Source organism: Halothiobacillus neapolitanus c2 (assembly GCF_000024765.1).
Taxonomy (GTDB): Bacteria; Pseudomonadota; Gammaproteobacteria; order Halothiobacillales; family Halothiobacillaceae; genus Halothiobacillus; species Halothiobacillus neapolitanus.
The window spans coordinates 600,923-624,465 of the sequence record NC_013422.1; the positions used below are offsets into that span (position 1 = coordinate 600,923).

The window sequence follows — 23,543 nt, forward strand, 5'->3', positions numbered from 1 at the left end:
GCGCGTGTCGGGCATCTCGTCCGTGAATTATCCGGGTTGTTTCGTTTAGAAATCCGGTTGTGGCGGGGCTGAGAATACCGCGCAGTTGCCACCCGCACGTTTGGCCTGATACATGGCCGAGTCGGCGGCGCACATCAAGGTATTCTGGTTGCGTGTTTCCTTCGGATGGATCTCGCAGACGCCGATGCTGCCGGAAATGCGCACATATTCGCCATCCCGCCCAATGCGAAGATAGAGCGCTTGCGATAAACGGCGAACGATATCCTGAAGATCTTTGAGGTGTCGCGCCGACTCGATCAGTATGGCGATTTCATCACCGCCCAAACGGGCAATCTTGTCTTCGCGGTGCAAGGCTTCTGCCAGTCGGCTGCTTATTTCCATCAGCAGGCGGTCGCCGAACTCGTGACCCAGCGTGTCGTTGACGGTCTTGAAGTGATCGATGTCGATGATGGCTAGTGCCACATGCCGATCTCCGTCCTGAGCCCGAAGTATCGCTTGATCCAGTAAGGGATAAAAACCGGCGCGATTCGGCAGGCCGGTAAGTGGATCACTGTGCGCCAACCGATTGAGATGCTGCTCGATCTTGTCGCGATACAGGGCGGTCCCGATAAAATCACCGAAGAGCGTTGCCAGGCTGAGTTGGCGCATGGACATTGATTGTCCGACAGGCTTGAACCAAGACAGTGCAAGCACTGCTTCAATTTGGTCGCTAATGCGAATAGGAATACTCAAGCTGGCCTTCAAGCCGGATTCGACAAAATGGGGTAAGGCCAGGTCGCTATTGGGATAGTCTTCGATAAAAAGCGGGTGGTTTTGGGCCAAAGCGGCTCCAGCGACGCCCGTGCTGCGATCAAACGCGTGTTGAGATAGTGCAACAAATTGCGGCGGTAAGCCCTCGAAAAAGCGATACTTTAATTTTTCTCCTTCAGGAAGAATAAGGCCGGCACCATCGGCGCCGACGATTTTTGCTGCCGCGTTGGCCGCGATATGGAAAAAGCGGGGCAGGTTAGTTTCCCGTGCCAGAATGGACAGCAGGACAATATCGGAATCGCGTAGATCGAGTGGCTCTTGCATGGTTGAGGGTTCCTCCTCCGCAAACCCAATGAGTTCTAAGCAAAATTGAAGCCATAAAAAAACCGCAGCACGTTGGCTGCGGTTTTTTCTTGCGGCCCACCCTGAAAAGGCGGGTTACGAGTCTGAAATCAGGCGGCTGAAGCGCGACGACGGAATTCGCCGGTCCGTGTGTCGATTTCCACGTTCTCGCCGATCTCGATGAACGAGGCGACCTGGATTTCATGACCGTTGGTCAGTTTGGCGTCCTTCATGACCTTGCCGGAGGTGTCGCCACGTGCAGCCGGTTCGGTATAGGCGATTTCACGAACGATGATGGTCGGCAATTCAACGGAAATCGGCTTGTCGTTGTAGAACACCACTTCGCAGGGATCGGTCATGCCGTCAACGATGTAGTTGATGGTGTCGCCCATGTTTTCCGCTTCGATTTCGTATGAGTTGAATTCGGAATCCATGAAGACATACAGTGGATCGGCGAAGTAGCTGTAGGTGCATTCTTTCTTGTCGAGAATGACCTGGTCGAACTTGTCATCGGCCTTGAACACCGATTCGGTGCTGCTGCCAGTGAGCAGGTTTTTCATCTTCATTTTGACAACAGCCGAGTTGCGGCCGGATTTGTTGAATTCGGCTTTCAAAATGACCATAGGATCTTTGCCGACCATAATGACGTTGCCGGCGCGAAATTCTTGTGCGGTTTTCATGGAAACTACCCAGTGTGCTTGTAAATTTGGTTGAAAATTAATTGAAAAAAGCCTGAAAAACCAAGCCTTACATTAAATGGTGCGGCATTGTAACCGCTCATATGCGGTTTTGACCAGCCAGTTGGAGAGTTCTGTTTGACTGGCGAGCGTGAGCCGGTTTTTTTCGGCGGCCGAGGCCAGAAGGGCGTGGTGCTCGATGAAGTTCTGCCAGCTTTCGGGTGCGAGTTGCTGCCGGTTCCAGTCATGCGTCAAGGTCCGCCAGGCGTCAAACGCAGGCGCAGGGAGGTCGCCGCGGCAAGTATCCAGCAAGGCATCCAGTTTTTCCCAGTGCGCCTGATCGTCGGTGGGGTAAATCTGCCAGATGAACGGCTTGCCTGCCCAGAGCGCGCGTACGAGCGAATCTTCCCCGCGCACGAACAGAATGTCGCACATCCACAGCAGACGATCGAATTGCGCCTGTGGCAGAAATGGCAACACATGCAAGGTCACCGCTCCCCGTTGAAACTGGTCGCCTGCCATGAGTTCGGGGTAGCGGAGGTGTTCGCGTGCGCTGCTCAGCAGGCGACCTTCCGGTAGGTAGATGGTGACGGCCTCGGTGGTGGTTTGAGCGAGATCGTCGATCAGCTCGCCAATCGCCCGGTTTTCATAGCCAAACAAAAGCAGCGATAAACCGTTTGGCAGCGGAATTTGCCAATCATGCGCCCATTTCGTTTGTTCCAAATGAAGAAAGCGATCACGCGCCAGAAACAGATGCGCCTCGCGTAACAATCCGCCGGAATCGGGGCGCGTGCTCGGGAACACGAATTGCTTCTGCAAGCCATTGGGTTGTGGCGAGAACCGGCCGTGATAATCACTGATCCAGCTCTCGGCGCTGAAGTATTCCAGGTTGAACCATGCAACGGTCTGTTCGTGCATGCGCTGCTGATAGCCCTCCGGGAGGGTGCAGCCAAACGCTTCAATCACGAAACGGGCGGGCCTTGGGGTTGCGGATGCATCGGTCCAGTGAATGATCGTGATTCCGTGGTGGCTCTGTTGCTCCTCTGTCGCGTCGATTTCCGGTATCAGATGCACGAGTGCGCTCAGATCATCGACCCACAGCCGGACGACTTGCCGGTGATCTTCCGTCAAAATCCGCGCCAGCCGCCAACTGACGGCAATATCGCCGTAGTTGTCGATGACGCGGCAAAAAATATCCCAATCGATTCGCTCTGTTGTCAGCATTTACTTTTTGGGCGGCCAGGCTGTGGTTTCGCCATTGATGATATTCAAGGCAACGATGCGATCACGGTACGTATCGGCAATCAATAGCGTGTGATCGTTCAATACCGCCAGTCCGTTCGGTTGCGCCAGATTTTTAGCCACGGTGCTGACTTGCAAGGTGTCGAGGTTGAGCTTGCGAATGGCATTGTTGAAGGTATCGGCGATATACAGCGCACCGTTGAGATAAGCCAAGCCCTGCGGATGCTGCAAGAGGGCCTGATCGGCCGCGCCATCGCGATCACCGAAACTGAACAAGCCCTTGCCAACCAGTGTGATCGTCAAGCTGGTTTGCATGTTGATTTGTCGAATGGATGAGGATTCAGGATCGGCCACATACAAGTTGTGATCGTGATAGGCCAAGCCGCTTGATTGGGCGAATTGGGCCAGCAGGCGCTCACCATCGTGCAGCCCTTCGTCCCCTGTGCCCGCGTATACGTCGAGCTTTCGCGTTTTGGGATCGTAGCGCCAGACTGCATGATCGCCTGCCATGGCAATAAAGAGATCGCCATCCACCGCTTCAAGCCCCCAGGGTGAATTGAGGGGCGTGTCCTTTGCCGCTGCAGTCACTTCATTGAGGAAAACGCGTTGCCCATTGCCAACCACGGTGGATACCGTCTGGCTGGCAAAATCGATCCGGCGAATACGCTGATTATCCGTATCGGCCACATACAAATCATTGCCCAGCCAGGCGATACCTTGCGGGCGATTAAATTCGGCCGTGGCAAAACTGCCATCGGCAAAGCCCGCTTTGCCATCGCCGATGGTGGCCAACAGCTTGCCTTCGTGATCGAAAATGCGGACCTGGTCATGGCCGGTATCGCTGATCGCCACGCGGTTGTCGTTGACGGCGATTTTCGTCGGCAGAACCATGAAATGATTATCGGCGCTCAAAGGTTTGAGCGGCAGCTTCGGGTGCGTCAGCGTGTTCGCAGCACGCGCGCTTTCGACCGCCGATTGAATGACCGCTGCCATATCCGTGTAGCTGCGTTCGCCGACAAAGCTATGGATAACCTTGCCTTCTGGGTTGAGCAGCAGCATCGTCGGCCAAGCGAACACGCCATAATGTTGCCACCACGTCATGCCGGAATCGATAAACACCGGCTCATCAACATGATAACGACGCAAAAACGGCGTCATGTTGTCCGCTTGCTGCGATGCGGTGAATTTAGGTGAGGTAACGCCCACTACCAATAAATCATCGCCGAATTTTTGCTTGAGCTGCTGTTGAATCGGAATCATGTGGATGCAATTGATGCAGCCGGGCGTAAAGAAATCGAGCAGAACCACCCGGCCTTGCAGTTGGGCGCCCGTCAGCGGTTTACTCACATTGAACCACTGCGTCTGCGCCGGGAAGGGCGGATAACCCGACGCATTGGCAGCCGGTGGCATAAACCAAAGCATCAGGGCGATGACGGGCAAGGCAAGCAGCGGCAAAAAAAGCGGGCGAATTCGGGGCATGGTTTTTCCTCGATTGGCAATGATTTGAGGGCAGCTCGAAAAACTCGTCATTCCCGCGTAGGCGGGAATCCAGCGCCTTGATTTTCTGGGTTCCCGCTTTCGTGGGAACGACGAATCACAGGTATTTCGATGTGCCGTTGAATCATAGACCGAAATAAAGCTAATTATTTCCAAAGGCTTTCATTCATGCAGAACGGCAAGGCGGTGCAAAACCCCTTACACTATGCGCCCATTCTCCTGAAAGTCTGATTGTTCCATGCCCTTACTTACCGTTGATCGTTTGCATTTTGCCTTGGGTACCCGCGTTTTACTGGATCATGTGGGGCTCACGGTCGAACCCGGAGAGCGCATCGCCTTGATCGGGCGCAACGGCATGGGCAAATCGACCTTTATGAAAATATTGGCCGGCCTAACGCGTGCCGATGAGGGCGAAGTGCGCCTTGAGCCCGGCGCGCGCATTGCGTATTTGCAGCAAGACCCGCAAATGGATTCGACTGCGAGCGTGTATGCCACGGTGGCCGAAGCCTTGGGCGGCATTGAAGCCACATTGACGGCCTACCATGCCTGTATCGAAAAGCTGGGCGCGGGCGATGATTCGGTGATGGATGAAATGGCGCGTCTGCAACAGCAAATCGAGGCGGTCGATGGCTGGTCGGTGGCGCAGCGGATCGACGAGGTGATCACAAGGCTCGATCTGGACCCCGATGCCTCGGTCAAATCGTTATCTGGCGGGGCGAAACGCCGAGTGCTGCTTGCCCAAGCGCTGGTGGTGCAGCCCGATGTGCTGCTGCTAGACGAACCCACCAACCATCTGGACATCGCCAGCATCGAATGGCTGGAAGGCTTGATTCGCGGCTTTTCCGGCGCGGTCATCTTCATCACCCACGACCGATCCTTCCTGCAAAATCTGGCCAACCGTATTCTGGAGTTGGATCGCGGCCAGCTTACGTCTTGGCCGGGTGATTACCAGAATTATCTGCGTCGCGTTGAAGAGCGTGAGCACGCCGAACAAATCCAGAATGCCGAATTCGACAAGTTTCTGGCCGAGGAAGAGGTGTGGATACGCCAAGGCGTAAAAGCCCGCCGCACGCGGAACGAAGGCCGGGTTCGACGCCTGGAGGCCCTGCGAGAAGAGCGGGCTGCTCGCGTGAACAAGCAGGGCAAGGTGGAGGTCGCTGTCGCCAGTTCGCGCACCTCGGGGAAAATCGTGTTCGATGGTGAGCACATAGACAAAACCTACAACGGCAAGACCATTCTCAAAGATTTTGCCTTGCGCATCCTGCGCGGCGACAGGATCGGTTTGGTCGGCCCGAACGGCGTGGGCAAAAGCACGCTGATCAAACTGATTCTCGGCGAAATTCAACCGGATAGCGGCACCGCCCGACAGGGTAGTCAGTTACAAGTCGCGTACTTCGACCAGCATCGCGCGCAACTGCGCCCCGATTGGACGGCCTTGCAGAATATCTGTGACGGCGGCGACCGCATCGACGTTCACGGCCAAAACATGCATGGCATCGGATATTTGCAAAAATTCCTGTTCACGCCGGAGCGGGCGCGCACCAAGGTTGAATCCCTGTCCGGCGGGGAGCGCAATCGCCTGCTGTTGGCGCGGTTGTTCGCTCAGTCGGCCAACTTGCTGGTGCTCGATGAACCCACCAACGATCTCGATCTTGAAACACTGGAAGTGCTGGAACAGGTGCTGCTGGATTTTGACGGCACGCTATTGGTTGTCAGCCACGACCGAGCGTTTCTTGATAATGTCGTCACCAGCCTGCTGGTGTTTGAAGGCGAAGGGCGTGTACGCGAAGTGGTCGGAACCTACGAGGATTGGTTGGCTATCCGAGATCGGGAGAATGCTCAGCAAAGCACCTCAACACCGAAACCCGTTGCAAAAACCGCGCCCGTAGCAAATAGCCCCGCTAAAAAAGACAGCTTGAGCTTCAAGGAGCGCCACGAGCTGGCGGCCTTGCCGGAAAAAATCGCCGAACTGGAAGACGAACAGGCCCAACTGACCGTGCAGATGAGTGATCCGGCTTTTTATGCACAGCCTGATGACAAAACCGCGCCCGTTCTATCGCGCATGGCTGCTATTGACGAAGAGCTTCTTGAATTGATGGCGCGCTGGGGCGATCTGGAGGCGCGGGCCACACAATGATCCACAAAGCGAGCGTCAAAAGGCATGAATGATTCGGTGGAATCAGATTTTTTCCACTGGCAGGATGACCGTCTGATCCTCAAGCTCAAGGTGCAGCCCAGAGCCAGTCGTACTGCCTGGGGTGAGGTCATCGGTGGGCGAATCAAACTGTATCTGACCACCCCACCTATTGATGGCAAGGCCAATCAGGCGGTGATCGACTTTATTGCCAAAACCTTTTCGGTTGCGAAAAACCGGGTTGAGATTCGGCGAGGGGAGACCAGTCGAAGCAAAGACATTGCCTTGGCGTGGCTCACGGTGCCGAAGGCTAGCTCATCAGAGGCGGAACGGCTGCTGCTACAGGCTCTGTCGAGCAAGGCAATAGCTGATTCTTCCGAGGCTAGATTGCGCTGATTCTTTAAGTGAACTTTCCAGTTGGCTTTCGGTCGAATGCTGATGATAAAATCAAGTTTATTTGAAAAAATACGTTTTCCACATTTGAGGTACGCATCCTAATGAATACCGCCCAACATCCTGTTATGCCCCGCACCCTGCCGGTGGTTGGGGATTCGTTGCAGCAGTATCTGGCGGAAGTGCGCCGCATTCCGCTTCTGACTGCCGACGAAGAGCAAAAACTGGCCGAACAGCTGAAATCCACCGGGGATATCGATGCTGCGCAAAAGCTGATCATGTCCCATCTTCGTTTTGTGGTGCACATTGCCCGCGGTTATCGTGGTTATGGCTTGCCGCTGGCCGATCTGATTCAGGAAGGAAATATCGGCCTGATGAAGGCCGTCAAGCGATTTGAGCCGGAGCAGAAGGTTCGTCTGGTCACATTTGCCGTTCACTGGATTCGCGCAGAAATTCACGAATACATCCTGAAAAACTGGCGCATCGTCAAAATTGCGACCACCAAGGCGCAGCGCAAACTCTTCTTCAAGATGCGTCAGATGAAGAGCGGTCTGGGCTGGTTGACCGCGGATGAAACACGCGCCATTGCGGCCGAGTTGAACGTGCCGGAACGTGAAGTCGTGACCATGGAATCGCGCTTGTATAGCCATGACATCGCCATTGATGCGCCAGTTTACGACAGTGAGCAGGAAGGCAGCGGGCCGTCCTACGAGCAAATTCTGGTTGACCAGCATCAGGTGTCGGTCGAGGACATGACTGCGCAGCGCGATGAAGATGATCGCGTCACCGCCATGACGCATGCGTTGCACGATCTCGACGCGCGAAGCCGCGATATTCTTGAACGTCGTTGGCTGCAAGAGCCCAAAGCGACGTTGCAAACGTTGGCAGACGAGTATCAGGTATCGGCAGAGCGGGTGCGCCAGATCGAAAATGCGGCGTTGAAGAAACTCCGCCTGGCCTTGCCGGCACCCAGTCATTAAGCGGGGCGTTAGATCGAAGAACCGGAGATAAATGTCTCCGGTTTTTTATTAACCGAAAACGCCTGATTGATGAAGGCCATCCAGTAGCATCTGCACACCGATCACCGCCAGAATCAAACCCATCAGACGCGTGATGACGGCAACACCGCCACGACCAATGCGTGCCAGAATCCGTTCCGAGAAAACAAAGGCATAAAAAGTCAGGGCGCAAATGAGGGTGAACATCAAAATCGTTGCACCCGTTTGCATCCAGTGCCCGCTCGGGGAATAGCTCATGGCGGTGGCAATGGTGCCGGGTCCGGCCAGCACAGGGATGGCCAGCGGCGTGATGGCAATGTCATTCTGCGAGCTGTCGACCTCACTACCGGATTCCGATGGAATTTGCTTGGGATGCGACACGCGAGAATTTTCCCCGTGCAGCATTCGAAAGCCCACCAAGGCAATCAACACGCCCCCAGCCACTCTTAACGCGGGTAGAGTAATGCCGAACAAAGAAAACACCAGCGGGCCGAACAGGGCGAATGTCAGCACGATGAAAAATGCCGTTCGCACCGCGCGCCAAGCGACATGGCGCGTCGTCGCCAAGCCCATATCAGCCGTGAGCCCCAGAAAGATAACGGCGTTGGCGACTGGGTTCATCATGGCAAGAAACGCCATGAATGCCGTCAGGGCATGGTGCATCAAATCGGGCAAGGGGGAGTTCCTGTTGGCTGGGTTGAATTGATTTTCGCACAATAAACGTGCATTAATATGACGTTTCGGCGCGGACGGGTAAAGTCTGTGCCGAATGACACAGTATTTACGGCACCGCGTTTGTCTGAGGTTTTATGATCCGTACCCGTGAGTGGTTGAATTTTGCGCGTGAATTCGTCAAGAACCCGCGTCACACAGGCGCACTGTGTCCCAGTTCGGTTTATCTTGCACGGCAAATGGCTGCACTTGTGCCCGATGGTGAAGGCAAAGTCATCGAACTCGGACCCGGTAGTGGCCCGATGACGCGGGCACTTCTGAAACGGGGTATCAAGCCGGATGATCTGATTCTGGTGGAGCGAACCGATTCCTTCGCGCAGCTTCTGCGGCAGCGTTTCCCTGGACTCAACATCATTCACGGTGATGCCTGCGGGTTATCCCAACTCCTGAGTGGAATCGAGGCCCCCATCCGAGCCATCGTCTCCAGCCTGCCTTTACGAAGCATGCCCTCATCCGTCGTGCAGCAGATCAGTCAGGAAATCAATCAGATTTCCCAACCGGGCACGCGCTATATCCAGTTCACCTACCATCTGCACGATAACAAGCTGCCGTTTACCGGCCCCTTTTCCGGCAGCGAATGCCATATCGTATGGCGAAACTTCCCCCCCGCACGGGTTGATGCCTTCGATTGGAAAAGTTGAACCCATCCAAATTGCGCCAGAATCTGAGTGTCGATACTAGCGCAGCTGCTCCGTGTCGATTACATAACTTACTTTTGTGGCATTGGCTCAGTGACAAATCCAATATTGGTGATGCCCGCTTCTTTGGCGCTGGCCAGTACGTTCATGACTTTCCCATAGGGTACTGCTGCGTCACCATATAGTCTGATAACTGGTTGTGGCTGCTCCTTAGCCGCGATTACCAACCTCTTTGTAACTGCTTCGTCGCTTAAATTTTCTTGATTCCATTGCAAACTGCCATCGGCTCGAATTGCAAGGTCGATGGGATCTTTAGGCGCTGTGACTGGCGTTTGGCTTGTGGTTTTGGGTAGTGTGACTCGAATTTCTTGAGTCAGTACCGGCATAGTCACCATAAATAAAATTAGCAAGACGAGCATAACATCCACTAACGGGGTCATGTTGATTTCGCTCATTTCATCCGAATTTTCTTTGGCTGTTTGAAAACCCATGTTGATTACTCCTGCCACTGTTGCACGTTAGCTTTGGCACGAGCAGTGGGTGCGATGCCACTGACATGATAAGTGTGTAATTGTTGAGCAAAGCGCTGCACGCGCGCAATGAGTTGTCGATTTTGCCTATTGATTGCGTTGTAGGCGAGCACAGCAGGAATGGCGACTGCCAGCCCGAATGCGGTCATTACCAAGGCTTCTCCGACAGGCCCCGCTATGGTGGCTAAATTGGCCGATCCGGTTTGGCCAATATTTTCCAATGCGTGATAAATCCCCCAAACGGTGCCGAATAATCCAATGAAAGGGGCCACAGCGCCAATCGATGCTAGCGCGCTCATTCCTTGACGGAAAAACTCCTGAATGTCATCAATTTTGCTCGTCAGCGATAATGAGAGCCACTCGCTCAAGGGAAGTTGGCTGTGCAAATCTGTTGAGTGGCTGTAGTAATGTTCTACCGCTTCAACCGCGCTATCCGCAAGCGTGCGAAACGGATTGATGTGACCGGGTTTCCCCAATAGTGCCAAGCCTTCCGAATATCCTTGAGTGTGCCAGAACTGTTCGAATCGGCGACTGACGCCACGCAGACGCAACATGAATGATAGTCGTTGTAGAACATAGAACCAGGTCAAGACAGACATGGCCAACAGAAGTAGCGCAACGCTGCGGATGATGAGATCACTTTGTTGCCAGAGTGAGGCAAGATCAAATGAGTGGGGCATGGTCAATCCTCAAAAGTACTTAATCGGTGAGAGAAAACTTGATGGGCTGTAAGTAGTTCCAGCTGATGGCTTTACCCCCTTGGGTTGCCGGATGAAAGTGCCAGCGCCGTATGGCTTTAACGGCCGACTGATCCAAAAGCGGGTAACCGCTGGAGCGCTTCACGCTGACATCCTGCACACTGCCGTCTGCCCCAATCACAAGAGATAACACGACCGTACCCTCCTGGCCCCGCTTGCGGGCAGCACGAGGATAATCCGGCGGCGGGTTGTTGCCTGCGCGCGCATCCAATCTTGGTTGAACAACGGGCGGCGGTGTTTGCACCGGAACGGGATTCGTTGCGATTGTTGGGGCTTTCTCCGCTTGGGACGAATCCGATAAAGAATGTTGAACCGTCGCTAACGACTCCACTGCTTTATTGGTCGGACGAGCCTTGGTTTGAGGTGGACTTTTTTTCACCGTTGGGCGTGGAAGGGGTTTTGCCTCTGGTTTTGCTTTTGGTTCAGTGATAGCTGGCTTGGGAGCCGGTTTCGGTTCAGGTTCTGGAGCAGGAGCAGGAGCTGGTTCAGGAGTTGGTTCAGGAGTTGGTTCAGGAGTTGGTTCAGGAGTTGGTTCAGGCTCTATCACCGGCGAAGGTTGCGTCAACAATGTACCCAGCATCACTGCTTCCGGCGCACTGACTTGCGCAGGTTGCGATATCGATTCGCTCCGCAATAGGGCATAGAGCACAACTCCGTGCAGTCCAATAACAAGGCCAAGCAAGAGAATGCTGTTGCCCCTTGAAAGACCAGGTAGTCGCGAAGGATCCGTATGTTGATGTAAGTGCGCTTTCATATAACGGGTTCTTGTTGATAAGTCAGTTGCTTCATGCCTTTACCAAAACGGAAGGTTCTTCGCTGGGCGTTTTTTGGTGAAGGCGCCATAAAAATACAAAAACAATCCAAGTCGAATTATTGGAGGCGAGAATAGCACAAACATCGCTAAGCGTAAAAAACATGCGAATGATTGTAGTTCTCATTTACATACTATAGAATCCGCCGGGCATGTCGTTGAGCGACTCGTCCTCGGCATGTGTGGTTCATTCAACTTGAGGAAAAGACAAGCATGATTCGCAGTAAAAAACATGAGGCAGCCGTCGTGTTTCTGGCTCTGGGGAGTGCACCATTGGGTGTCGCTCATGCCGATAATGTGGCATTGCCAACAGTGAATGTCTCTGGGAAATCTGAGCGCAACGACATCAAAGTCGATCAATTGTCTTCCCCGAAATTTAGTCAACCATTGGTCGATACGCCCCAAACAATCACGATCATCGATCAAGCACTCATAAAGCAGCAGGGCGCAACAACGCTGACTGAGGCTTTACGCAATACTCCGGGTGTTTCTACTTTTTATTTAGGTGAAAACGGTAATACCACGACCGGGGACTCGGTTTATATGCGCGGTTACGATGCATCGAGCAGCATTTATGTAGATGGTGTGCAAGATTTGGGCGCAATTTCCCGCGATATGTTCAACATTGAGCAGGTAGAGGTGATTAAGGGTGCCTCCGGTACAGATTATGGTGTGAGCAGTCCGTCCGGCTCGATTAACCTTGTGACCAAGCAAGCGAATATGCGCGATAGCACGGCGGGCAGCCTTGAGCTAGGCCAGTCTTATGCGCGCGCCACCGCCGATGTGAATCGCGCGTTAGATGGGGTTAAAGGTGGAGCTGTTCGCATCAATGTAATGGGCCAAAAGGCCGATGTGGCGGGGCGCGATTCCATCGAAAATAATCGCGGTGGGGTTGCTGCATCCGTCGCTTTAGGTTTGGGCACGGCCAATCGTCTGTGGTTTGATGCCATGTATTTGAAGCAAAACAATGTGCCAGATGGCGGGGTGCCCACCATTGGTTTGCCGGGTTATACCTCACCGGATTCCAAGCGGCCTTTTTTAGCCAATGCACCGGCAGTCGATCCGTCCAATTTTTACGGCACAGATTCAGATTATCAGAAGGTTACATCCAGCCGTTATACGCTGACGCTTGAGCACGATTTCAATCCCAACACCACCTTACGCAATGTCACACGTTGGGCACAAACACAAAACGATTATTTGCTGACCGCGTTCATGGGGTCGGCTGCCAATTGGTTGACACCGGATCCGTCTAACCCTTCGACGTGGACGATTGCCCGGAGTTTGCCCACCTTCTTGAATCAGCAAAACACGATTCTTACCAACCAAACCAGTCTGAAAACCAATCTGCAAACCGGATCGATTCAGCACGATGCCTTGGTGGGTGTGGAATTTACCCGATCCAAGCAAAATAACTTGAGTTATGCCACCCAAGGCGCATGGCCGGCGGCGAATCTGTATGCACCCGATCCCGATGTCACGGGATTAACCTGGGATTTGAATGGTGGCCATGCCGAAGGGCTTTCCAATACGGCTGCAATTTATGCCTTTGATACCGCCCATTTGACGGATCGTTGGTTGGTGACAGGCGGCGTGCGGTTAGATCATTACCGCACCAGTTATAACTCGGTACAAGCGTGCGGGGTTGGCCGCGGCGCGCCTGCCTGCACGGGGGGCGCAGCCACCGGCACTTTAGTGAATGCCGCTGATTTATCAACTTCCGGTAACGCCGTGAGTTGGAAACTGGGTACGGTTTATAAAATTACGCCTGATAGCAGTGTGTATGTGAACTATGCCAACGCCCAGTTGCCACCGGGCAGTGCTAATTTCCAGTTATCCAGTAACGCCAATTCGGCGAACAACCCTGATTATGCGCCACAGAAAACCAAAACGATCGAAGCCGGTGCCAAATGGGATGCGCTGGATGGTCGGCTTGGTTTGGCCGCAGCGGTGTACCAAACCGAGGTACTCAATGGGATCGTGCAAGATCCGGTCAGCCTGCAGTATTACCAAACAGGCAAACAACGGGTTCAAGGCGTTGAATTATCGGCCGTGGGCAACATCACGCCAGATTGGCAGATCAATGCGGGTTGGACTCTGATGGATACCAAGGTCACCAGTGGCTCTGCTGTGGGTAACGATCCTGATGATTATCAGCTCAATTACACACCGCGCACGGCATTTACCTCGTGGACGAGTTATCGCGTCACGCCGAAATTAACCATCGGTGGCGGGCCACGATACACGAGCATGTTGCAGCGCGGTAAGGATGGCGCAGTCGGCACCCCGCAATATGCCGATTCCTATTGGGTGGTGGATGCGATGGCGTCGTACCAGCTCACCAAGGCGATGTCGTTGCAGTTGAATGTCTACAACCTGTTCAACAAAGAGTATGTCGCTGCCATAAATAAAAGCGGCTATCGCTATACGCCCGGCGCACCGCGCACGGTGCGTTTGACGGCGGCGGTGAAGTTCTAACCCGATTAATTCGGCAGGCAGGGACGCTTGACCAATTTATTCAGGGAATGAAACAAATTTTGTATTAAGGGTACCTCTGAGGAGACGCGTGATGATGATGCATTTGGCCGAGGTGCTGGATAAAGCAACCGTCGCCGATTTTCGGGCGCAATTGGAAGCAGCAGACTGGGTTGATGGACGGCAGACGGTGGGCGCTCAGGGCGCGCGCGTGAAGCAAAATCAACAATTAGATGTGCGCTCACCCATCGCAATGGCGTTGGGGCAACGGGTGCTTTCTGCCTTGGCTCAGCATCCCCTCTATTTCTCTGCTGCCTTGCCCAAGCGTGTTGTGCCGCCGTTGTTTAACCGATATGAAGGCGGTGAACAATACGGTTTTCATGTTGATGGTTCCGTTCGCCATGAGGCTGATGGTGCCTTGCTGCGCACTGACCTCTCCTGCACCTTGTTTTTGGCGGAACCAAATGAGTACGAAGGCGGCGAGTTAGTGGTGCACGATACCTATGGTCAGCACGAGGTCAAACTACCCGCAGGCGATTTGATTTTATATCCTTCATCTAGCGTTCATGCGGTGATGCCGGTGACTCGGGGTGCCCGAGTGGCGTCGTTTTTTTGGCTGCAAAGCATGATTCGTGACGATGCCCGTCGAGTTCAGTTATTTGAATTGGATCAGACCATTCAACGCCTGCGCACACGCATCGGCGATGACGCCGAGGTGCTTCATTTAACCAATCTTTATCACAACCTGCTGCGGCAATGGGCGGAAGTATGATGGTTTCGCGCACGCGCTTGAATCCATCCCTCTTCATGAGTCCCCGCACCTTATTTCGCTGGCTTCACCGGTGGCTTGGCTTGTTCGCCGGTCTGATCTTGGCCATTGTGGGCGGAACAGGCGCCATCATGTCCTTTCAGGACGACCTATTACGCTGGATGAACGCCGGAATAATGCAGGTTACTGTCCCCGAAGGTGCGACCGTACTGCCGTTGCCCGATTTGCTGGCACGAATTCAGGCACAAAAAGCCAGCCCACCGATTGCCACCCTACGGGTATCGACTGAGCCGGGTGAGAGCGCTTGGGTTGGTTTTCGTGCACGAGGCAAACCGGCAGGAGAATTCGTGAACCCTTATACGGGGGATTTGCTGGGCAAGGCGCGCGGTGAGGCATTTTTTCACACGGTGGAAAATGTGCACCGTCGTTTATTGGCAGGCAACACCGGCAAAGCAATTACCGGGGCTTCTGCCCTTGTTTTTTTAGCGATTATGATCTCAGGTGTAATCATTCGATTGCGCCGAGCCGGGCTCAAATATTGGTTTAAACCAATCGGGCACGGCGCTCTGGCTGCGCGAACGCAGTCATGGCATTCCGTTGTGGGCGTGTGGCTGCTGGTACCATTTTTACTCGTCACCTCGACTGGCCTTTTTTGGTCGTACGATTGGTCTCGCAACCTATGGCTCGCAGCGACAAGTACGCCCAAGGGCAAACCGGCGCCGTACAAAATGGCTGAAGTCAGTCATTCTGCGCCAGATTTACAAGCGATTGCGGATCGTCTGGCCACCTTATCGGCCAACCGCGTGCAAATCTTTTGGCCCAATAAGCCGGATGAGGCCATGCGCGTGCTGTGGCAAAACAGCGCAACGCCCCATCAGCGGGCGTTCAATACCCTGCAATTGCAACCGACAACCGCAGAAATCCTTGCCGATCAGCCGTTTGTCAGCCTGCCATTCGGCACGCAAATCATCCGCAGCATGTTCGCTCTGCATTCGGGCGAATATTTCGGCCTGGTCGGCATGTGGATGATGTTTTTGGTGAGCTTGTCGCTGCCCTTGTTTTTCATCAGTGGGCTGTGGTTGTATCTGCGTCGTCGCGTTCGACCCCGGTCGAAATTGGTTAAATTCTCAGGAATAACACCTGATACGGCACCGGTGTTGGTCGTTTATGCCAGCCAAACCGGCACAGCGCAAACGCTGGCGCAGATGACTGCACAACGGCTGGAGGCAGCCGCGCAACCGGTGCTGTTCCGGTCATTGGATGAGTTAACCCACGCGGAATTGAGCGCTGCCTCGATGGCCCTGTTCATCGTGAGCACCTATGGAGACGGCGAGGCGCCGGATCAGGCTCAGGGTGTGATTAAGTCCCTGCTCGGTAAGCAACAAGCGCTGCCCACATTGAGTTTTGCCATTCTGGCGCTGGGCGATCGGCAGTATCGTCAATTTTGTGGATTCGGCATCGAATTGCGTCAATCGTTATTAGCGGCACAGGCGACCGAATGGTTTCCGATGCTGATGGCCGATCAAGCCGATCCGGTCGTGCTCGATGAGTGGGTCTCGCAACTCGCGTCGGTTTGGGGCGATGAAACTCTGACCGCTGCGGCGCCAAGCCCGGCATGGATACTCAGTAAAAGGCAACACCTGAATCCTGCAGGCATGGGATTCCCGACCTTTGAAATTGAGCTAACCGCGACGCACACCATGCGCGATGAATGGCAGGCGGGCGCGCTCATCGATATTGTTCCGCTGCAACCGACTGAGCGTGTCGCGCAATGGCTGCACGCTGCGGGTTTAGAGGGTTCTCAGCGTGTGCTATTAGATGGTGTTGAACAGCCCTTGGCCGAGGCGCTCCGACACCATGAATTACCGGCAATTTCCGCCGGCAAACCCGGCCATGATATTCCCACTTGGATTAACACACTGCGCCGATTGGGCGCGCGAAGTTACTCCATTGCCTCGTTGCCCACCGACGGCGTAGTGCGTTTACTGGTTCGACAAGTGCAGACACCAGCGGGCGAACTCGGCATTGCCTCCGGTTGGCTTACCGCGCACGCACCGCTGGGCGAGAAACTCACCGCTCAACTCCGGCAAAATCCTTCGTTTTTACCGATGGTCGATCCCACTGTACCCTGCCTCTTCATCGCCAATGGCACGGGCATGGCCGGTATTAGGGCACAGCTTGAAGCGCGCATTGCCGTGGGTGCCAAACGCAATTGGGTGATTTTGGGCGAACGCAGTCCGCAGGATGCCTACTGGCTGGCGCAATGGCACTTGTGGGAATCAGAAGTATTCATCGAGCGCTTAGACTGGGTGTTTTCGCAACTGCCGACATCGGGCGCCATTCGATATGTGCAGCATCGACTGGGGGAAGCGCATGACTCTTTGAAGGAATACCTTGACGAGAATGCCGTGGTATATGTCTGTGGTAGTGCCACCGGTATGGCACCGGCGGTTGAGTCGGTACTATCAAACCTGTTGGGCACGGAAGTTTGGCAGGCGTTTCGGCGCTCGGGGCGTTATCGACGAGATGTCTATTGATAAAATGGAGATCAGGTTAGTGATGACTCCATTTTATTAAACTGTTCATGACTTTAATTGCTTGGAACAATCACGCCATCATTTGAACGAAGCTCTGGCGGTGGAATTGATAGAGCCATGTTTCGCTGATGACCTCGCCGTTCAGGGTCAGCACGCCATTGAGTTCCACTGGCGTATCACTGTCGACGAACAGGTCGAACTGAGTCAGCCAGCGGGGCGTGCCCGCTACCCAGTCGATTTGGACGTTGTCGGTTTTTCCGGCTGAGCTGGTGATAGTGAACACAGCATCTTTGGGCTGATGCCCTTGGAACAGCTGGCTATCCCATTCAATCACGAGCTTGACGGTGTTGGCCGGGCGAGAGCCACCAAAGTTGCCGCCAGGACCGGCGCGCAATGCGACGGCGCGTGCCAGTTGATCGCGCGGGAAAAAAGGCTCGTGCTCGGTCCAGTACAGGCGGTATTTGAACTGCAGGGCGGTACCTGCAAGTGCCGGGCCCTTGATTTGCCAGAAGGCGACCATGTTATCGAAGGTTTCGTCGTTGGTCGGGATTTCGATCAAGGTAACCGAACCCTTGCCCCAATTGTTGTTGCCTTTGCTGTCGACGATGGGTTCTACCCAGACGGACGGACGCTTTTCGTAACCAACCCCATCAAGGTAATGCGAGGGATCGCGGTCGCGTTGCAGCAAACCATAACCACGCGGATGCTCGTCGACGAATGCAGAGTAGGCCAGACTGGGCGGATTGGTCAGGGGGCGGCAGAAGTGTTCGTTGTCGCTACGCCAACCGACCAGCGTGTCTGAATCGTGCACTTCGGGCCGCCATCCGCGCAAGTGGCTGTTGGGTGTTTCGCTGTACCAGAACATGGATGTCAATGGGGCGATACCAAGTTGATCGATGGTTTTGCGGATAAACAGGTGTTTTTCGATCACCATTTCCGTATCGCCATCGAACCGCAGTTCAAAGCGATAGGCGCCGGTGATCGACGGGCCATCCAGCAGGGCGTAAACCACGACCGGGTCGCCTTCGTTGGCTGCCGGTTCAAACCAGAACGCGCGGAAATCGGGGAACTCCTCGCCTTGCGGCAAGCCGGTGTTGATGGCGATGCCACGCGCCGACATGCCCACTTGACCTTGTCGCGATATGGCGCGGAAATAACTGGCTCCCTGGAAGGTGGCCCACGGCTCGCTTTTCGTCCAGTCGCCGATACGCCGGGAACGCTGCACCCAGAAGCCGGAAATACCGGATTGCCCAGCCGGTACCTGACGCAACGGGCTGTCTTCCGGCATGGTGAAGTAATCGGGGCGGTATTCGATCATGCGTGCCTGATCGCCCTCGACCACGTTCATGGCAACTGATTTGGGAAAGTATTCACCCAAGGGACGGAACGTGATGGGATAAACCGACCCTGACTTGCCCCACAAGGCATCTTTCGGGTTGAATTTGATCTTGCCCGATGCATCGTAATTGATGGTCTTGATCGCGTCGGCAGCCGGAGAGGGCGGCGCCTGATACGGATTCTTGGCCATTTCTTGGGCGCGGGCGATCAAGGATTTATAAGAGAATGGCTTGGCCGCTGCAAACTTAAGCCCGTTTTCGGGCGCGACCGCTGCCGGTGCGGGCGTTTTGGGCGTGGTCGGCTCATTAACGGGCGTAGCCGTTGATTCTTGTGCGGCTTGTGCGTTACCAAATCCCAGTGCGACCAGTCCACTGATATTCGCGAGCGTGAACAGAAAAGACCGTCGGGTATATTCCTGAGTGGTCAGGATGGACGGTGCTTGTTCTGACGGCTGTTGTTCGGTTTGTTTTTTAGTCGGTTTGCTCATGTCTCACATTCTCGGTAAAGATCGGACGAAATTATTTAATACAAATCAGACGGGTCAGGTGATCGACCTGACGTCCCCAGGGATCGTCGGGCGGCGCCATCCACGCATGTTGGTGCAGTTGCATGACGGCATCGGCATCATCCAGAATTCGGGCGGCCTTGCGGCTCGGGAGCGCATGCAAGCCTTCTACCATGAGCTTTTCTTTCAACTCTGTCGATGCCTGCTTCGCCGCCCCGCTGCGATGTGGCGCAAGGGCTGCGGCGATCCGCGCTTGATTGGGGTGCAAGATCGTCCAGTTCAACCAGTTTGGCGCATTTTGAGGCTTGAGTGGCGGCATATCCAGTTCTGCAAAATCGACCAGCACCTGATCGCCCAGATTCTGCTCCGGCGGCGTGCGCCAGATGCCCTGCGTGCGCCAGTGGTCACCCAGGGAAAATCGCGAGAGCCACACGGTAATCGGTGCGGCCAAGAGCAAAGACAAGCTGATCGGGATCGTCCAGTAAAAGAAGTTGGCATCCAGATATAGAGCGATACCCGACCAGGTAATCGCCAGAATCATGCCCGGCGCGTGCCGAATCAGTGCTTGCAGCCAGCCGATTTCCGAACTGCGGTTCTGTCCGGCCCAGCGCACAGTGACGTTCAGGATCGCCTGCACCACGTAGGCCGAATGGGCGAGCATCCGAATGGGTGCGAGCAGAATGGAAAACAGATTCTCCAGAAAGAACCCTTGTAGAAGTTTGGCCGTGGAACCGAATCCCTGACGCCGGCCGGTATCGAAGACCAGCAAGTCGAACAAGGCCAGTACCTTCGGCAAAAACAACGTGACCAGTGTGCTGGTGACCAGAATGATGGCCCACTGCGGATGCCATTGCGGCCAGTTGGGGTAGAGGCTGCGGGTGTCTGGGAAATAATTGATGTCGCCCGCCGCGAATTGGGCGACTTCGATGGTGGAAAACAGCAGGAACAGGAACCAGACCGGTGAGGCCATGTACGCAAAAATCCCGTTCATAAAGGCCATGCGGTGCGCGGTGGCAATACCCCGCTCATAACCGAAAAATCGCAGATGTTGCAGGTTGCCTTTCGACCAGCGTTTGTCCCGAATTAATTCGTCGTCCAGAGAAGGGGGCGATTCTTCGAAACTGCCTTCGATGGCGGTTTCCAGCCAAACCTCATAACCCGCGCGCCGGATGAACGCCGCCTCGACAAAATCGTGACTGAGCACGGTGCCGCGCCACAATCCAAAACCGCGCATGCTTTTAAGCCCGCAGTGGGCCATGAATGCTTCGGTTCGAATAATGGCATTATGGCCCCAGAACACCGCTTCGTTCAGTTGCAGCGCGGCCAGCCCCTCACTGAACAGCGGGCCATAGAGATGGGTGACGAATTGCTGCATCCGCGCGAAGGCCGAGCGGGCGTTGAACAGGCGGGGCACGGTCTGGATCATCCCTGCCTTGGGTTCGCATTCCATCAAGCGGACAAGCGTGACCAATGCCTCGCCAGACATCACGCTGTCAGCATCGAACACAATGAAATATTTGAAGTTTCTACCCCATCGGCGCAGAAAATCCGATACGTTGCCGGTTTTGGCCTTCAGGTTCACCCGGCGACGACGGTAATGCACACGGCCATGCAGATCAAGGTCGTTGCACAGCGCGAGCCAGGCGGCACGTTCTTCCAGCCAGATTTCAGGATCGCGGCTGTCCGAGAGTATGAAAAATTCGAACATCTCGCCTTGACCGGTTGCCAATACCGACTGGATGCTGGCGCGCAGGCCGCGAAAGACGCGCTCGACGTCTTCGTGATAAATCGGCAGGGCGACGGCGGTTTTGACGAGCTTGGTTGTGGGTAATCGGTCGGCAAAGCGGCTCATGAGGCTGTGTGCGTCGCCCCGATTTTTATACCGCCGCCGCAGATAAAAACCGAACAGCGCCATCCACGAGCCCGCGGCCACGAAGGCGTACAGCGGAATGAACGTAATCAGAATGGTTTTTTCGATGGCCGTTGAGCCGTGGTACGGCAAGACGAGGATCATCCCCCAGATGCCAAGCGCAGTCTGTAGCAACACAAACGCGGTAAAAATCCATCGGCGCAGCAGCGCGATTCCGCGGAAGGCATCTTTTGTCGAAGGCATGGCGGAATCGGTCATGACGGCTTTCGGTTGTGTTTGGCGTGGGGCTGGGCGTGTTTGACGCTGCCCCGCAGGATCGGTGGCATGGCGCACAGTTGCGGAATCGGGATGGCCAGGCGTTGCTGTAGATCGGCCTGATTGTCACTAATGTCCAGATTTGCTTGCAGGTCAATCGTCGGGCAGCCAGTTTGCAAAAACTGATAGAACACACGCCGCTGCAACCAGCGCAACTGGCCACAGATGGCGACCGGGTATTCGCATTGCGTGTTGCCGGGTGCCGGGTTGACTTCAGGTGATGTATCGTTCATTTCATCTGTCCGAAGCGCGTCAAGTCGGAAGGGAGATCATACCGCCATGTTTCGGAGATGACTTTCTTCTTCAACGCCAAGGATGCGTCGATGGTGACTACAGATTTGCCTGTGGGAACCAGCAGCATGGATAAACGCCAGTGCCCCGCTTCGGGCAACGGGATGACAGCCTGTTCCTGAACAGTCGCAGTGCCCTTTGTCTCGATGTTCGCGATAACCGGTTCATTATCCGCTAGTGTACTGAGTCGCCCACCTGAAAAATCAAGATTAACGCGATAGGCTTTTTCGGTTTTGTCGTCGGCAGCGAGCTTAACAGTACCAATCAAAGGGCGGCGAACCTGTGCCAGCGGTTCTTGAGCCACATCGCTGTTACCTGCGGTCAACGTATAGGCAAAGGAGACCGGATGGGCTGAATCAACAACCTCGGCTGGCTGGAAAAAAGCGATCTGATTCTCGTGGAGATCGCTGTTTGTCGGGATCTGAACCAGAACGATTTTTCCCTTGCCAAAGCCCGCTTCCGTGGTAACCCACAATGAGGGGCGGCGCTCAAATCGGGAAATGGCATCCTCGAACTGACAGAAACGGGTTTGGCGCTGCATAAAGCCGAATCCGCGAATACCATCCGCAGCAAATTCGCTCACCCGCAAAGTTGCAGGATTTTGCAATGAGCGAAATACCCAGTCGCCTTCACCGGTGTGCATCAGCAAACCATCGGATTCATAGGCGGCCGGTCGCCATTGCCCTGCCGGTCGCTGGCCGGTTTGGCCGTAGAAATACATGGTCGATAGCGGCGCCAGACCCAAGCGGCTGATGCCCGTTCGAGGGAACAGGGACGCCGTGACATGAACGTCCACACGAGAGCCGTTCGGGCGAATCACGAACTCGTAGGCACCGGTGAGGGATTTTCCATCGAGCAACGCGTAAATGGTGAGTTGCAGATCGCTCGGGTTCGGGCGGACCAGCCAGAACTTGGTGAAACGAGGAAATTGCTCACCCTGCGGCAAACCGGTATCGATGGCCACGCCGCGTGCATGGGCGCCGGGCACCTGATTTGCCGCGACTACGCTGAATTGTGCCCCGCCAAGAAAGGTCAGCATCACATCGCGTGCATCTTGCCCCGAGAGCGGGTAGTGAACGGAAAATCCGGCGAATCCGAGATTGGCCGGTACCGTCTGAGCAAAGGCCTGGCTGGGCCAGTCGAATTTGGTCTTGTCGAACACGATCGGCGCGACGGAGTCGGGCGTAACTTCATACAGATCGACCGGTTGATCATAGATGTACCCGGCAGAAATCGGATCAATGCCGAAACGGGCGGTTTGCCACAGGGACGCGCTGGGTTTGATGGCAATGCGCTCAAACGTGTTCTGATCGATCTGACTCAACGCTTCTGGGATTTGCGGATCAGGTGAATAGGATTGGCTAGCGAGTTGTTTGGCCTGAATGACTGCATCCTGAAAACCAAAGGCTAAAGCCTCATGCGTCGCTATCGTTAATGACGCAATGAACAGACCCAACACCATTTTCCAGCGCAAGGGCCAAGTGGATGATGGGGCCGGGCGGACAGAAAAAGGGGAAACGGGGGGAACTGTGTTTCGGCGAAACATCTGCACGCTCTCGAAGATCAGGGGTAAACAAAAACACGTTCTGGCATGGATTGGCGGCTTTGGGGGCGCCTGATGGAAACTCGATCAGTAGCGCGCGCCGTTCCATTCAATTCGCCGGTGCGCGTGCGATTGAAACAGTGATACCCCCGGCATTGTGCCGCACTGAACAGGCACGAGCCCTTCACCATTCTCCAAACCAATCCAAATAAGCATCCAGCATGCACGACAGCATACGGTTTTTTTATTATTAATCGAATGGCTGCGTGAAAAAAAACCGGCGCGCCCTGTTGCTGTCATGAAACAATACCGGCTTGAAAACTCGTCTTTGACGGCTACTCGTGGTGGTCGAACTGCCCGCTGCGCTGTTTGGGAACCATTTAAGCGTGGTGGATTGT

Annotated in this window: 19 protein-coding genes; 7 read left to right on the plus strand and 12 right to left on the minus strand. The window is 54.8% G+C overall.

Translation table 11 applies throughout. The features are described 5' to 3' along the window. Nucleotides 1-45 precede the first annotated feature (45 nt). The 4 genes from HNEAP_RS02860 to HNEAP_RS02875 form a co-directional block, all read right to left on the minus strand. Complete coding sequence (locus HNEAP_RS02860; RefSeq protein ID WP_012823454.1) at nucleotides 46-1,074, minus strand: diguanylate cyclase domain-containing protein; 1,029 nt, start codon at nucleotides 1,072-1,074, stop codon at nucleotides 46-48. A gap of 128 nt (nucleotides 1,075-1,202) precedes the next feature. Further along, entirely contained in the window at nucleotides 1,203-1,772 is a 570-nt protein-coding gene (gene efp / locus HNEAP_RS02865) for an elongation factor P (protein WP_012823455.1), read from the minus strand. A gap of 72 nt (nucleotides 1,773-1,844) precedes the next feature. Next, complete coding sequence (earP, locus tag HNEAP_RS02870) at nucleotides 1,845-2,993, minus strand: elongation factor P maturation arginine rhamnosyltransferase EarP (protein WP_012823456.1); 1,149 nt, start codon at nucleotides 2,991-2,993, stop codon at nucleotides 1,845-1,847. Then, nucleotides 2,994-4,490 (minus strand): redoxin family protein, encoded by a 1,497-nt coding sequence (locus tag HNEAP_RS02875; RefSeq protein WP_012823457.1) that lies wholly within the window; start codon nucleotides 4,488-4,490, stop codon nucleotides 2,994-2,996. Nucleotides 4,491-4,746: 256 nt separating this feature from the next. On the opposite strand from HNEAP_RS02875, the gene HNEAP_RS02880 reads away from it, so the two are divergent. From HNEAP_RS02880 to rpoH, 3 genes are all read left to right on the plus strand, one after another. Beyond that, nucleotides 4,747-6,645, plus strand: coding sequence for an ATP-binding cassette domain-containing protein (locus tag HNEAP_RS02880; protein ID WP_012823458.1), 1,899 nt, complete (start codon nucleotides 4,747-4,749; stop codon nucleotides 6,643-6,645). A 24-nt stretch (nucleotides 6,646-6,669) separates the two neighbouring features. Beyond that, entirely contained in the window at nucleotides 6,670-7,038 is a 369-nt protein-coding gene (locus tag HNEAP_RS02885; RefSeq protein WP_012823459.1) for a DUF167 domain-containing protein, read from the plus strand. Nucleotides 7,039-7,139: 101 nt separating this feature from the next. After that, nucleotides 7,140-8,015 carry an RNA polymerase sigma factor RpoH gene (gene rpoH / locus HNEAP_RS02890; RefSeq protein WP_012823460.1) on the plus strand — a complete coding sequence of 292 codons (876 nt, stop codon included), beginning with the start codon at nucleotides 7,140-7,142 and terminating at the stop codon, nucleotides 8,013-8,015. Nucleotides 8,016-8,063: 48 nt separating this feature from the next. Here rpoH and HNEAP_RS02895 read toward each other — a convergent pair whose 3' ends face one another. Then, complete coding sequence (locus HNEAP_RS02895) at nucleotides 8,064-8,708, minus strand: MarC family protein (protein ID WP_012823461.1); 645 nt, start codon at nucleotides 8,706-8,708, stop codon at nucleotides 8,064-8,066. Between the two features lie 134 nt (nucleotides 8,709-8,842). Here HNEAP_RS02895 and HNEAP_RS02900 point away from each other — a divergent pair, with 134 nt between their 5' ends. Continuing rightward, nucleotides 8,843-9,406, plus strand: a complete 564-nt coding sequence (locus HNEAP_RS02900) for a class I SAM-dependent methyltransferase (RefSeq protein WP_012823462.1) — start codon at nucleotides 8,843-8,845, stop codon at nucleotides 9,404-9,406. A gap of 68 nt (nucleotides 9,407-9,474) precedes the next feature. Here HNEAP_RS02900 and HNEAP_RS02905 read toward each other — a convergent pair whose 3' ends face one another. Genes HNEAP_RS02905 through HNEAP_RS12465 form a run of 3 tightly spaced genes read right to left on the minus strand, consistent with a single transcriptional unit; the run spans nucleotide 9,475 to nucleotide 11,445 of the window. Next, on the minus strand, nucleotides 9,475-9,894 hold the full coding sequence (locus HNEAP_RS02905) for an ExbD/TolR family protein (protein WP_012823463.1): 420 nt from the start codon (nucleotides 9,892-9,894) through the stop codon (nucleotides 9,475-9,477). Between the two features lie 5 nt (nucleotides 9,895-9,899). Next, nucleotides 9,900-10,613: a MotA/TolQ/ExbB proton channel family protein gene (locus HNEAP_RS02910; RefSeq protein WP_012823464.1), complete on the minus strand. Its 714-nt coding sequence runs from the start codon at nucleotides 10,611-10,613 to the stop codon at nucleotides 9,900-9,902. A 19-nt stretch (nucleotides 10,614-10,632) separates the two neighbouring features. Further along, complete coding sequence (locus HNEAP_RS12465) at nucleotides 10,633-11,445, minus strand: energy transducer TonB (protein ID WP_012823465.1); 813 nt, start codon at nucleotides 11,443-11,445, stop codon at nucleotides 10,633-10,635. 270 nt (nucleotides 11,446-11,715) lie between these two features. Between HNEAP_RS12465 and HNEAP_RS02920 the strand changes: the two genes are divergently transcribed. The 3 genes from HNEAP_RS02920 to HNEAP_RS12165 all read left to right on the plus strand — a co-directional run bounded on the left by HNEAP_RS02920 (nucleotide 11,716) and on the right by HNEAP_RS12165 (nucleotide 17,283). Continuing rightward, nucleotides 11,716-13,980, plus strand: a complete 2,265-nt coding sequence (locus tag HNEAP_RS02920) for a catecholate siderophore receptor Fiu (RefSeq protein ID WP_012823466.1) — start codon at nucleotides 11,716-11,718, stop codon at nucleotides 13,978-13,980. 91 nt (nucleotides 13,981-14,071) lie between these two features. Further along, nucleotides 14,072-14,749 carry a Fe2+-dependent dioxygenase gene (locus HNEAP_RS02925; protein WP_012823467.1) on the plus strand — a complete coding sequence of 226 codons (678 nt, stop codon included), beginning with the start codon at nucleotides 14,072-14,074 and terminating at the stop codon, nucleotides 14,747-14,749. A gap of 35 nt (nucleotides 14,750-14,784) precedes the next feature. Beyond that, on the plus strand, nucleotides 14,785-17,283 hold the full coding sequence (locus HNEAP_RS12165) for a PepSY domain-containing protein (protein ID WP_166635970.1): 2,499 nt from the start codon (nucleotides 14,785-14,787) through the stop codon (nucleotides 17,281-17,283). 70 nt (nucleotides 17,284-17,353) lie between these two features. Here HNEAP_RS12165 and HNEAP_RS02935 read toward each other — a convergent pair whose 3' ends face one another. Genes HNEAP_RS02935 through HNEAP_RS02950 form a run of 4 tightly spaced genes read right to left on the minus strand, consistent with a single transcriptional unit; the run spans nucleotide 17,354 to nucleotide 23,148 of the window. Further along, nucleotides 17,354-19,108: an OpgD/OpgG family glucan biosynthesis protein gene (locus HNEAP_RS02935; protein ID WP_012823469.1), complete on the minus strand. Its 1,755-nt coding sequence runs from the start codon at nucleotides 19,106-19,108 to the stop codon at nucleotides 17,354-17,356. A gap of 31 nt (nucleotides 19,109-19,139) precedes the next feature. Further along, a complete protein-coding gene (gene mdoH, locus HNEAP_RS02940) occupies nucleotides 19,140-21,254 on the minus strand; it encodes a glucans biosynthesis glucosyltransferase MdoH (protein ID WP_012823470.1) in 2,115 nt (704 codons plus the stop codon). Further along, nucleotides 21,251-21,544, minus strand: a complete 294-nt coding sequence (locus HNEAP_RS02945; protein WP_012823471.1) for a hypothetical protein — start codon at nucleotides 21,542-21,544, stop codon at nucleotides 21,251-21,253. The genes mdoH and HNEAP_RS02945 overlap by 4 nt, the downstream gene beginning before the upstream one ends. Then, a complete protein-coding gene (locus tag HNEAP_RS02950; RefSeq protein ID WP_012823472.1) occupies nucleotides 21,541-23,148 on the minus strand; it encodes a glucan biosynthesis protein G in 1,608 nt (535 codons plus the stop codon). Before HNEAP_RS02950 ends, HNEAP_RS02945 begins: the two co-directional genes overlap by 4 nt. Nucleotides 23,149-23,543 lie beyond the last annotated feature (395 nt).